General features: G+C 57.4%; 10 protein-coding genes. 2 read left to right on the top strand and 8 right to left on the bottom strand.

What is annotated here, in order from left to right:
• The first annotated feature begins 118 nt into the window (after positions 1–118).
• A complete protein-coding gene (gene fliR / locus G449_RS0101815) occupies positions 119–910 on the top strand; it encodes a flagellar biosynthetic protein FliR (protein WP_022657594.1) in 792 nt (263 codons plus the stop codon).
• Positions 911–1,034: 124 nt separating this feature from the next.
• On the opposite strand, the gene G449_RS0101810 is transcribed toward fliR, so the two are convergent.
• The 6 genes from G449_RS0101810 to G449_RS0101785 form a co-directional block, all read right to left on the bottom strand.
• Positions 1,035–1,748, bottom strand: a complete 714-nt coding sequence (locus G449_RS0101810; protein ID WP_022657593.1) for a DUF268 domain-containing protein — start codon at positions 1,746–1,748, stop codon at positions 1,035–1,037.
• 61 nt (positions 1,749–1,809) lie between these two features.
• Positions 1,810–2,697, bottom strand: a complete 888-nt coding sequence (locus tag G449_RS0101805) for an alpha-1,2-fucosyltransferase (RefSeq protein WP_022657592.1) — start codon at positions 2,695–2,697, stop codon at positions 1,810–1,812.
• A 137-nt stretch (positions 2,698–2,834) separates the two neighbouring features.
• On the bottom strand, positions 2,835–3,446 hold the full coding sequence (locus tag G449_RS0101800; RefSeq protein WP_159060413.1) for a hypothetical protein: 612 nt from the start codon (positions 3,444–3,446) through the stop codon (positions 2,835–2,837).
• A 77-nt stretch (positions 3,447–3,523) separates the two neighbouring features.
• Positions 3,524–4,537 (bottom strand): glycosyltransferase family 2 protein, encoded by a 1,014-nt coding sequence (locus G449_RS0101795; RefSeq protein ID WP_159060412.1) that lies wholly within the window; start codon positions 4,535–4,537, stop codon positions 3,524–3,526.
• A gap of 303 nt (positions 4,538–4,840) precedes the next feature.
• Positions 4,841–6,232 carry a glutamate--tRNA ligase gene (gene gltX / locus G449_RS0101790; protein ID WP_027180616.1) on the bottom strand — a complete coding sequence of 464 codons (1,392 nt, stop codon included), beginning with the start codon at positions 6,230–6,232 and terminating at the stop codon, positions 4,841–4,843.
• Positions 6,233–6,365: 133 nt separating this feature from the next.
• Positions 6,366–8,387, bottom strand: a complete 2,022-nt coding sequence (locus G449_RS0101785; RefSeq protein WP_245559804.1) for a hybrid sensor histidine kinase/response regulator — start codon at positions 8,385–8,387, stop codon at positions 6,366–6,368.
• A gap of 272 nt (positions 8,388–8,659) precedes the next feature.
• On the opposite strand from G449_RS0101785, the gene argB reads away from it, so the two are divergent.
• On the top strand, positions 8,660–9,442 hold the full coding sequence (argB, locus tag G449_RS0101780; RefSeq protein ID WP_022657589.1) for an acetylglutamate kinase: 783 nt from the start codon (positions 8,660–8,662) through the stop codon (positions 9,440–9,442).
• A gap of 154 nt (positions 9,443–9,596) precedes the next feature.
• Here the strand turns inward: argB and G449_RS0101775 are convergent, their stop codons facing one another.
• On the bottom strand, positions 9,597–10,229 hold the full coding sequence (locus G449_RS0101775) for an HD domain-containing protein (RefSeq protein ID WP_022657588.1): 633 nt from the start codon (positions 10,227–10,229) through the stop codon (positions 9,597–9,599).
• 176 nt (positions 10,230–10,405) lie between these two features.
• Complete coding sequence (locus tag G449_RS0101770; RefSeq protein WP_022657587.1) at positions 10,406–12,502, bottom strand: clostripain-related cysteine peptidase; 2,097 nt, start codon at positions 12,500–12,502, stop codon at positions 10,406–10,408.
• Between the last annotated feature and the right edge of the window lie 35 nt (positions 12,503–12,537).

The following is a 12,537-nucleotide window of genomic DNA, read 5'->3' as shown; positions in this document are numbered from 1 at the left end:
GTGCAGGCATTACGTAGCAGCCATTCCAGGCTGACCGCTCCAATCATTCCACACTCTTGCCCACCGGGCGTCACCAGCGTGACGAAATACTTGGCAACCTTTTTGCAAATTGATCAGCATGGATGTTTATAACTACGATCCGGCCAGTGTGCTCAGCCTGCTGCTCACCATGATGCGCGTAAGTATCGTCATGTTCATGCTGCCCGTTTTTTCCACCAACAACATTCCTACGCAGGTCAAGGCGGCCATAACCATTGTTTTTTGCCTGGGCGTATGGCCGCACCTCACGCTCCCCGCCGCCGCACTGCCTGCGCATCCCTTTGACGTGGCGCTCATGATGCTGGGAGAGATGGTGCTGGGTCTGGTACTTGGCATGGCCGTCAATTTTCTGTTTATGGGCATTCAGGCGGGTGGTGAGCTGCTGGGCTTTCAGATGGGCTTTACCATGATCAACTTTGCCGATCCGCTCACCGGCAACCAGACAGGCGTCACGGCATTTTTTCTGTGGATGGTGTCCCTGCTCGTTTTTCTGAGCCTTGACGGACATCTGTATATGATCAAGGGATTTGCGGCCTCATTTGACCTTGTGCCGCCGGGAGGGCTGTTTATCGGGCCAGTAGTGCTGCGTCAGATCCTGTATCTGGCCTCGCAGATGTTTGTGCTGGCCTTGCAGATCGCAGCCCCGGTCATGGTGGCCCTGTTCATGGTTGAAGTGTCGCTGGGCCTCATGGCCCGCACCTCGCCGCAGATACCCATTATGGAATTTGGTTTCCCCATCAAGGTGATGGTGGGCTTTTTCTTTCTGGGGCTGCTCATGGTCATCATGTCTGACCGCATCGCATCCTTTGTGCAGGGGCTGGACAGCCTGTTCATCAACCTGCTGCGGTCCATGAGTCCCTTGTACCAGTAAGCCCCTGACAAAATCCAAAACACGTCGCCCGGCTTCCCCTGTCGCCCCTATCCCAAAACACTGCCAGTGCAGAAGGCCCAATTGACGCGGCCAGCCCCCTCCAGCAGTTCAGACGGCATGCAGGCTACTTCTGTTTTCTGAAAAGAAAACAACCGCAGCCGTACTTCTGTTGCTGCGCTTCCGCTTCTGACGCATGCGCAATAAATTCTCCCCTGTCGGTGACAAGGGCAAATTCCTCAAGACACAGGGAGCCAAAGGCCTCCAAAACCGCGCTGTATGTGTAGATACGGTGAGCGTTGTAGTGAATTTTTGCCACCCCGCCAATGGGAACAGCAAAGAGCAGACGCCCTCCCCTGCCAAGAACACGCGCCAGTTCGCGCATGGCTGCAATATCCCCCTGGGGAGAAAAAGGATCGCCATAGCGCTCAAGGCCAATATGCTCCACAACGTGCATGCACGACAGGGAATCCACACTTTCGTCAGCAAAGGGGAGGCTGGTAAGGTCGGCCCGTTTGCAGCGCAGGTTGCCAAGGGTAAGGGGGGCGGGGCGATAGTCGTAAAACGTGATGGGCACAAAGGCCGACGCGATGGACACAAAATAGAGGCTCGAAGAAATGTCTATATGGCTTGCAGGCCGCGTGCGTGCAAGAACGCGTGCCGCCCACGCCGTATGGTAGATATAATGGGCGTCAAAGGGGGTTGTGCCCTGCGCATCATTCAGGCAGGGGTGCAGATCTTCCTTGCGGCAGAGGAAACGCCCGCCATCTTGCAGCTGCTCCGCCACTTCCAGAAACCGCAGAAGAAACCGTTCTTTCAGCGCCATTTCTTCACTTTTCACATATCCCCCAGTATCTCTGATGGTTGACGCAAAAAATGCAAAAAGCAGGGTGCGCGCCGCGTTATTCTACCGGGCACATATGCCAGCCTTCCACTCGCATGCATTCTCCCGGGATGGGGCTTTTGCCGCCACGCCACTTGCTGGGCATGATGACGGTTTTATTCTCCGCCCGCTGCGAAAGCCAGGCCCCCCACCAGCTCAGCGAAGAATTTGAGATGGTGAAGTGTTTACACTGCGTCATCAAAAAAAGATCCCCTGCGACATTGTCGTTGTCGTTGGCATCCACGTAAACAAAATCGTAGGGAAGACCGGCGAAGGCTTTTTTTGTCCACTCCATGCCATTGGAAAAAACAAAAAAAGTTGGCTTTGGCTGCAACGCCGCTGCCAAAATTTTGAAGGCGCGTTCAAAATACCGTGGGGTAAGGACCTCATGCATCGAGCCGATGTAGTCGCCGCGTCGTACGTGCACGGCTACCGGCATCGGCGCGGCATGTATGGTTTGCAGCATGGCCTGGTTGCTCTCTTCCACTGCTGGCGCAAAGACATAGGCCTCGCGAATTTCTTTTTCCGCGCTGGTTACATACTGCGCATTGACATAATAGCCGCCGAGGTAGGTGGGCTGTTTCAGGGCAAGTATGTCAGGATCAAAATTGCAAATGCTGTCGGGATACCGATTGAGAGCTATATGAAAGAACAGGCGTTCGTTTTCAGAAGCCAAGCGCAGATTGATATTGGTAAAAACGCTGTTAAGGATAAAAAACCTGTTTTCGATCCCGCGTATATCCTTGGCGTAATGACGAAACCAGGACAAATCGTGTTTTACCGTAAAGGAACTGCTTTTCCCCACAGCCAAGGAAAGGGCGTATTGCCACATCTGACTGCCCAGGCCACCGTCCACCTTCACAAGTGCCATACGCTGGATAGCGGCTACATCGATCGAAAAAGACATTACGGCTCCTTTATGCGCAATCACCGTGAGTTGCGGGCATGAGCAAGGATGCGGTCAAAAAAAGAGCTATCAGCCCTGCCATACCGACAGGTCGCCTTCCCCAAACGGTGCCGACCCAAAAGCAGTTCTGCAAAGGCCTACCGGTTGTCAAACTGATGCCGCTGCACGCATAGAGCCACTTCTGCAAAGGATACTGGCGCCTTGCGCTCCATAATGACGGCGGTATCGGCCTCTTCAACCACGTCAAAATACTCAAGCAGCACATGGTAATACTCACGGGGCGTAAAATCGTGCACCATGATCAGCGGCGTTTTCTCTCTGGTGCGCAGCAGCAGCTGCAAGGCGCAGGCAACCCGGAACCGTCCGTCCACAAGCACAAAATCCAGCTTTGAGGCGTCAACGACATCCCATATGGCCTGATGGTAGTTAAGCCACGCCACGACAGGCTCATGCGACAGGGGAAATCCCCATTCGCCCGTTGTCCCTATCTCTACATGAAAGGGACACCAGCGCCGCGCCTTGGCCCATTCCCGCAGGGTGCTGTTGCCCAGCAGCATGCGGTTTATCCACTCCCGGTCAGATTCAACGCTGATCAGCCGCTGTACGCCTTTTTTTGCAAAAAAGGCCGAGCTTCCGCCAGCCCCGAATTCGAGAATGCAGCCATCCGGCGCATACTTGTCCATGAGGGCCACTTCGGCTTCGCTCATCTGGGGCTGCAAGCTTTCCTGGGTAGGAAGAGTGGTATCCATCTAATACCTCACTGCGCACGGTTGCGGCAGGCGACAGGCCCTGCTCTGGCCCTCGGGGTTCATCGGTGCAGCCCCCGTCATTGCTGACAATTCCACTTTTGCAGCCGCCACAGGTGGGGCTGCGCCAGATGCGGACTGCGCTGCATGGCAGCCTCCAGCCGGCCATACAACAGGGCATTGAACAGATCAGGCGAAAAAAGTTTTCTGGTTGCGTTGGCCATGCGCAGAGTGACAGCCCAATCCACAAGCCCAGACATATCTTCAGCGGTTTCAACGGGGGCACCGCCATACAGATGGCGGTGATGCCTCATCAGGCGGTTACCAGGCGCAACGCCCAGTGCCTGGAACACCTGCATCTGCGCCCTGAAGGCATACTGCGCCTGCTCTGCGCTGCGCGCCGTGGAAATCTGGGCGTCATGCCTGCGATAAAACCCGAGCACATCATCCACATTGGCAAAAGCCATCTGCGGATGACGCAGAAAAATCCTGAGGTAAAGCTCGTAATCCAGAGCGCAGACCATTTTTTCAGAATACTGTATACCTAGGCGGGAAAAAAGATCCCCGTCAAAGGTCACAAAAGGATGCGCCATCGGCGCTTTGAACAGCAAGTTGGCCTTGATGCTTTCTGAATCAAGAGGCAGCCTGATAAGCCCGCCCTCACCGGATGGCAAAAACGCCACAAAATGGCACCCACAGATACCAATATCGGGGTTTGCCTGCATGATCTGAAGCTGCTTTTCCAGGCGCTGTGGAGCGCAGATGTCGTCCGCGTCCATATGCGCCCAGTACCGCCCCCGGCACTGGGACATAAGCCGGTTGAGGCTGCGCGCGATGCCCTGCCCCTCCGCATTGCGCAAAACCTGCACGCGCGGGTCCTGCACGCCCATCATGACGTCGTAGGTTTTGTCGGTGGAGCCATCATCCAGCATGAGCAATTCAAAATCGTCAACCGTCTGGTCGAGCATGGAGCGCATGGCCTGCTCCACATACTCCTGCACATTGCGGCCTGCCGCAAAAAAAGACACCAGCGGTCTGCTGCTATGGCTCGGGCATGGCGCGCCCGCAACATCCTCGCCCTGTAGATCCGGCATTATCCCCCCTGAAAAGACGCAAGGCCGCAAAGGCACTCTTTTCCACCTTCCCTTGCATGCAATCTCGATACCAGCGCGGATGCAAGCTTGCTGTTTCAGAAGAAGCGTCCGCTTCAGGCAACCTGGCTCAGACGCGCCAGTGCATGGGGGCAATGCGGAAGGCCCAGCCTGGGGGTAACATACGCCCATTCTGCTGCACGAGGGTATCCGGCAGCAAAAACCCGGATACCCTCGCCGTTCAAATCAACCCGGCACTTGTGGCAAAACTGCCCGTTGCGCGAGGTTTTGACTATAAAATGCCTGTTAGCCCATAGCCCGTTGCAGTCGGGCAAGGGTTTCCTGTTTGCCCAGAAAGGCCATGATTTCATTGAGGTGCGAACCGCCCATAAAGCCCATGAGGGCCGTGCGCAGGGGCGGGGCCACTTCCTTGAACTTCAGCCCGTTGTCGGCCACATAGGCGTTGAGCGCGGCCTCAAGGGATTCAGCGGTAAAAGGCTCGCACGCGGCAAAAACAGCCGAGAGGGCCTGCAAATGCGCCTTGCCCGTATCGGTAAAATGCTTGGCCGTGTCCTTTTCCACATAGCTGAGTTCTGCGGCAGGCACCACCAGAGGGCGGAAGGCCTCGCCCAGCGCCTTGAGGTTATTGGCCCGCTCGCGGAACATGACGCACAGAGGCTCAAGCTTTTCCTGCGGCAGCGTACCAAGCCCGGCCGCTTCCACAAAGGGCGCAACCAGCGCCGCCAGTTCGGGCAGGGGCAGTTCGCGCATAAAATGGGCATTGCACCATTCCAGCTTGGCCGGGTCAAAGGCCGCGGCGGCAGGGTTCAGATTGGTGCCGTCAAAATATTCGATCAGTTCTTCCTTGGTGAACAGCTCCTGATTGCCGTGCGACCAGCCAAGCCGCACCAGATAGTTCACCAGAGCCTGAGGCAGCAGGCCGTCCTGCTGGTACTCAATGACCGCCCGCGCGCCGTGGCGCTTGGAGAGCTTTTGCCGATCCGGGCCAAGAATCATGGGCACATGCCCAAAGCGCGGCACGGGCAGACCCAGAGCTTCATAAATAAGAATCTGGCGCGGCGTATTGGAAACGTGGTCGTCGCCGCGAACAACATGGGTGATGCCCATTTCGTAGTCGTCCACCACCACGGCCATATTATAGGTGGGCATGCCGTCTGCGCGGCGGATAACCATGTCGTCCAGTTCGGTGACATCCACGGCTATCTTGCCCTTCACCAGATCGTCAAAAACCACTTTGCCCGCCACAGGCGCCTTGAGGCGCACGCAGTGCCCCTCGCCGGGACCGATGTTCCGTTCGCGGCAGCGTCCGTTATAGCGAGGCTTGAGGCCGTTCTGACGGGCTTCTTCGCGCATGGTTTCCACTTCTTCCGGCGTGCAGGAGCACCAGTAGGCGTGGCCTGTTTCCAGCAGCTTGTCCACATAGCGGTTGTACACGTCGGCCCGCTGGGTCTGGTAGGTCAGCTCGCCGTCCCAGTCCAGCCCAAGCCAGCGCATGGAGGCCAGGATGGAATCGGTATATTCCTGCTTGGAGCGCAGCAAATCAGTGTCTTCAATGCGCAGATGAAAACGTCCGCCGGAGTGGCGGGCCAGAAGCCAGCAAAAAATGGCGGTACGTGCACCGCCTATGTGCAGATGCCCTGTCGGGCTGGGTGCAAATCGGGTTACCACTTGAGTCATATTGCTTTCCTTGAAACTGGCGTTGGGGGGAAGGTCGCGCATGGGCGGCTGAGTGTCAAGAGCCGCTACGCAAGTGAAGGAGGCTTTGCCCCTTTCGGCAGGCCTGCTGCCGCCCGCAGAGCATCAGACATTTCTACTCTGCCGGGCCTCGGCTGAACTGTTTGAGTGTGCGCCGCAGATCGGCAAGGTTAACGGGTTTGGTCAGGTGCGCGTCCATGCCTTCCTGCATGCTGCGTTCTGCATCGCCCCGCATGGCATAGGCCGTCATGGCGATAATGGGCACGGTTTTGGCCCCCGGCAGGCTGCTGGCCCTGACGGCGTGCGTGGCGGAATAGCCGTCCATAACCGGCATCTGCACATCCATGAGCACAATATCAATTTCCGCGCTCCGCTGGTTCCAGATTTCCACGGCCTCCTGCCCGTTGACGGCAGAAATGCAGGTTATGCCCATGTCTTCCAGCAAAACTTCCATGATCTCGCGGTTAATATCGCCGTCTTCGGCCAAAAGCACCCGCAGGCCCTGAAGCGACGCGGCTTCGTCCCCGCTGCTTTCTTCTGCCTGCTCCTGCGCGCAGTCTTGGCTGCAAATGGCAAAGGGCAGTTCCACACGAAAAACGCTCCCCTGACCCGACTCGCTCTGCACAGAAATGCTCCCGCCCATGAGGGCGATCAGGCGGCGGCATAAGGAGAGGCCAAGCCCCGTGCCGCCAAATCTGCGGGTGATGGACGTATCCGCCTGCGAAAAGGGCGTAAATGCGCGGGCCAGTTCATCGGGCGACATGCCAATGCCTTCATCGCTAACAACAAAGGCCAGCCGCGCCTTGCCGTCACTTTGCTCCAGCAGCTCCACGGCCAGGCGCACCGTGCCGCGCTCGGAAAATTTCAGGGCGTTGCCGCCCAGATTCAGCAGAATCTGCCGCAGGCGCAGGGCATCACCGGAGAGGATTTCCGGGACGCGAGGGTCCATGTGACTCTCAAGACAGAAATCCTTGAGCTTGTGCCCAACCTTGGGCCGCAGCAGGGACATGACCGACTCAAGTTCCTTGCGCGGCTCAAAAGGCAGATTTTCAAGCTCCAGATGGTTGGCCTCAATTTTTGAAAAATCCAGCAAATCGTTGATGATATCCAGCAGCGATTCACAGGTCGCATGGATTTTTTCCACATAATCCCGCTGCTGGGGATTCAGGGGGGTGTTGAGCACCAGATGCGCCATGCCCATGATGCCGTTCATGGGGGTGCGTATCTCGTGGCTCATGTTGGCCAGAAAAATACTTTTGGCGGCATTGGCGGCTTCGGCGGCCTCCTTGGCGTCGCGCAGGATGCGCTCGTGCTGGCGCGCCTCCGTCACATCGCTGACATAACCGGCAATACGCATCACTCCCGGCCCGCTCACAATCTCATAGGCCAGGGCATACCAGCGCAAACCCTTGCGCGGGTGGGCAACCCGCAAATCCAGATGCTCCTGCCCGCCAGCCGTCCACCCTGCGGGGTCGCACAGTTTGCGCCACTTGGGCTGATCCTCGCTTACAATGCGCGACCCCATGATCTCAAGTCTGTCAGCCGTATTCGAAGCCATATTGATGCCAAACTGCTCATAAAAAACATCGTTGCCTGTGATGTCCAGACCGGAATTTTCAAGGCGCGTTATCTCAAAAACTCCAAGCCAGCCCAGGCGGCAGGCCAGCGAAAGCCGCACAAGCCCCTCGCGCAGGCTCTGGTGCGCCTCGTGCAGCTCCGTCATATCCTGATGATATCCGACAACCCGCACAACATCATCATGATCGGCGCTGATGCGCCGCCCGCCGCAGCGCACAGGCACCAGCCCCCACGTGGGGTGGTTGTACTGGTAGCGCACCTCGTGCATGGCTGTGTCTGCAATAAATTCATCATGGATGGCCCAAAGATGGGGGCGGGAGCGGGCATCAACCCTGTCCACCCAGAAGTTGAAGCATTGGGCGGGGGTCATTTCTTCGCTTGCACCAAGCAGACGCAGGGTCACCGGATTGGCAAGCATGGATATATGGCCGGTGTTTCTGTCGATATCAATGACCCACAGCCCCACATTGGCCGCAGCCAAGGCTTCGCTGTTCCAGTCCTCGTTGCGGGACGCGTCTTTTGCAGCGCTTTTTGCGGCCATAATTCCCCCGTTTTCCATTGTATCATCCATAGCTGTTTTGCTACTCCAAGACAATGCCGGGGAGGGTTGGCGCTGCCCAGGGGCCAACGTAGTTTGCGCATGGCACAAATCAAAAATTATTTGCATCGCCACACGCTTGTCACAGACGACTCTTGCAGGGCGGCGCACAGGGTGCTAGTGCTTCCAACTGTAAACCAAGTACGCAATACTGATGAAAGGCCCGCGCCTGCGCCTGTGCGCGAACGAGGCGGAGCAGCCTTTCCGGCCCAGACGGCCAAAGGATCAAACAGATGAAAAACGCTACAGTCGTTATCAAATACGGCGGACACGCCATGGACAAGCCCGAACTCAGTTCGGCCTTTGCCGCAGACCTTGCGCAGCTTACCGAACAGGGCATGGGCCTTGTGGTGGTGCACGGCGGCGGCCCGCAGATTTCTGCCCTGCTCAAACGCCTGAACATTGAAAGCCACTTTGTGGACGGCCTGCGCGTTACCGATGCCGCCACCATGGAAGCTGTTGAAATGGTGCTCTGCGGGCAGGTGAACAAGACCGTGGTCAACGAATTTACAAGCCAGGGCGTGCGCGCTGCGGGCATTTCAGGCCGCGACGGCGGGCTGTTGCGCGCAAGGGTAAAGAATCCCGCCCTCGGTTTGGTGGGTACAGTGGAAGCTGTGGATCCAGCCCTGCCCCGCTGCCTGCTGGAAGGAGGCTTTGTGCCCGTTGTGGCCCCTGTGGCCTCCGGCCCGGGCGGCGAAGCCCTGAACATCAATGCCGACACCGCCGCAGGCGCGCTGGCAGGGGCCATCGGCGCGGAATATTTTGTACTGATCTCTGATGTGCCCGGCGTGCTGGATGCTGACGGAAGGATTATTCCCAGCCTGAACCGCACGGAAATCCAGAACCTGCGTGAGGCGGGCGTTATCACCGGGGGCATGATCCCCAAGGTGGAAGCCTGCCTCAACGCCCTGGACGCTGGCTGCCAGCGCGCGCTCATTCTTGACGGGCGTTCGCCTTCAAGCCTGCGCCGCTACCTGCTTGACGATGCCCCGCTAGGCACCGTGGTCGCCAACTAGTTTTTACTGCGGGAAGTGTAGCGAAGAAAGCGCAGGGCATGAACAAAAGACCTGTCCGCACTTCCAGCAAAATATCAAAAAAAGGCCCGAAACCGGATAACGCGACAATGCGCCGCCCGGTTTCGGGCCTTTCGTACTTCAGAAAATCAGTTCTTTAGCGACCTCGCCGCACCCACCATTCCCGCTCAACCTGCCCATACCACCAGCGGTTGTGATCCGCACGCAGCACAGCCTCTGCCACCTGCTGCGCCGCAGGGCTGCGCAGACGCTTTACCGCGCTTTCCAGCCACTGGGCGGCAAAGGCATTGCCCTTGTCCAGTTCGGCCTTGAGGTTGCAGATAAGATCAAGCTGGTCGGCATCGTGCGCCAGAATGGCCTCACGGCTGGCTTCTTCCGCCAGCTCGTCCCAGAGGGGCAACACGTCATCCTCCAGCCCGGTTCCGTCCACGCAGTCTTCCAGCGCCTTGCGGGCCTGGCACTGCGCATAGCGGTGGTTCACGTAGTTCAGATCGCCCGTGCGCGCCTCGTGCAAATCATGGAACAGGCAAAGATACGTCACCCGCGCCGGATCCATATCGCACATACGGGCCAGCACATAGCCCATGACGCTCACACGGTAGGAATGTTCGGCCACGTTCTCCTGCCCGGTGCCCAGAAAGGCGTATCCCGTGCGGGGCGTGTGCCGCAGCATGCCGACTTCGTTAAAAAAATCCGCAAGCCGGTCAAGCCGATCCGCGCTCACGTCCATAGCCGGGAAATCACCGTTGTTGCTCTTGGATTCACTCATGCCTGTTCAATACCGATCCCGGCGGCATGTGGCAAGGTTGGCGGCGCAGACGGGGAATGGGGGAAAAGCCTCCGGCTGCCCAAGGCCGCGCCCTCATGAACCCCTTTGCAGCTTGGCGCTGGGGCAAATTTATCAGCATGGAAAGATTGCAAAACTGCCCACTGCGGCTGACCGTGTCAGTTGCTGTAAACGGCCATGCCATCCTTCACTTCAATGGTGACGATTTGCGATGTGGCGGCATTGTTCTGCACATCTGTCATTTCAAACATGAACATAAACTGCCCGTCGCCCATGTCCGTATCTGAAAAAACAACTTTTTTACCAAGGGTAAAGGTATCCACCTCCACCTCCTGAAACTCTCCGTCTTCGTCATCCATGTGCATGGCGAGAAGGATTGTGGTCACCTTGTCGCCAGCCTTAAGCCTGATAAGCGCCTTGTCGGTCATTTCGCCTTCTTGCACACGGCGAGCCCCGAGGATTTTGTATTCCTTTTCCCCAAAATCATAGACGACAATAAGGTTGCAACGCACTCCGTTCAGTTTGATGGGCACAACATAGTGGTTTACCCCATCATCCTGATGCGTGATCTCAAGGAACACCAGATGGTCGTTCAGGGCAGCCCACTTTCCCTGAAAATTATCCTTGAACACACCTTCGGCCCAGTCAGCTTCCATATCTGCATCCTTGCCCAGCAGCATGATCAGGTTGTCTTCAATGCTGTAGTAAGCAAGGTAAAACTGTACGCTATCCAGAAATTTGACGCGCTCGGGACCAAGATTGAGCAGCGCCTCGCCTCCATCGCCGACTGTTACCTCAAAATCCTCAAGCGCGGTGATATCCAGCGGCCCCAGAGGAACCACCGAGGCCACAACGGCGCTGGCTGCCTGCCCCAGCAAAGCCGCAACGCTGCCTGGGGATTGACCGTCAGCACTCTGCCCGCCAAGGATGGCTGACAAGCCTGATTGCAATGGCGCCCACAAGGATTGGGCACTCCCCTGCGCCTGGGGCGCGGGCAGAGGCAATGGTGCGACAGGGGCCGGTGTTCCTTCAGGGTTGTTTTCTTCCTGTTCAAGGGCGGCAGAAATATCCGCAGAGATGCGTTCAAGGTGTTTTACGGCGCTGTCCGTATCCAGAAAACCCAGTTGAAGCCCGCTCAGAACCAGAAAGGTGGTGATGTTGCCCGCCCGCATCATGCTGGAAAAACCAGCCTTGCCGCCGTCAAACGGATAGTAGCAGGACAGGCCGGAAGGCGACCGGTAGGGGCCGTGAACCGAATAGACCACCGCTTCGCCCAGAGCATCCAGAAAATACGGAGCAAACTCGGGCAAGGCCGTTTTCAGCCGCCGCACAAGGGAACCAAGGTCCACCATATTGGTGTAGCCTTCCGAACGCGAGTTCACGTAGTTTTCAGAGGCCTTGGCCTGCCTGCCGTAGGCGGCGTAAAAGCTGTCGTCATCCATGGCGAGGGAAACAGCTTCAAGGCCGAGCGCGTTGTAGGCAAGGTTAACGAACGGAATCCTGGCAAGGTCAACAAGCGAAAGCGTGGCGTTTCCTGCTGTCTCCGCCTCGTTACAGCCGTCAAGATAGGTATCGCAGATAGCCTTGCCCAACGCCTCCGGGCTTATGGATGTGTTTGCCCCAAGAGCGTTCACCCATTCCGTATACTGCCAGCCGTTGGCTGGCTCCACCTCTTGCGAGGCCACCATGTACCGGGCAAAACCGCTTACCGCGCTGGCTGTGTCCAGCGTAGCCATCAGGCAGGCGTCAAAGCCGATGATTTCAAATGGCGGGCGGGCAACAGAGGCCGTATGTACCTGCCTGAAGGAATTATTGATTTCCTTGAGTGACAGGGCGTCAAATGCATAATTCTCGTCATTGGCTACGCCGCCGATGCTGCCGCCGCCGTGATCCCAAAAAATGAAAACCTGATGATCTGCGCTGTAGTTTTCTTTGCAAAAGGCAAGAAAGGAGGTCAGCGTTTTTTCATCCCCCATGCTTGCCTGCGGCAGCTTTGCCACCTGTTCAAGTTTTCCTTTGTGGTAAAGGTAGCGGCCGATGTTTTTGGGGCTGATGCCGGGCCTGTGCCACTTGCTGGCCCCCCCGGTCTGAATGACCACCTTTACATTATCCGGCAGGCGAGCCTTGAGCAGCTCTGCCAGATCGGCAGAGGCCGCGCCGTCTTCTGACTCAAGGTTGCTGCCGCAAAGATACCAGTACACAGCCCACGTTTCTTCCGCACGGGCTCCATAGGGGCAGGCAAAGAGCAGCAACATTGGCAAAATGCAGACTGCGCATTGGAAGTAACGGA

Source organism: Desulfovibrio desulfuricans DSM 642 (assembly GCF_000420465.1).
Lineage (GTDB): Bacteria > Desulfobacterota > Desulfovibrionia > Desulfovibrionales > Desulfovibrionaceae > Desulfovibrio > Desulfovibrio desulfuricans.
The sequence above is the reverse complement of the archived record's forward strand: the minus strand, read 5'-3'. Positions and strand labels throughout refer to the sequence as shown.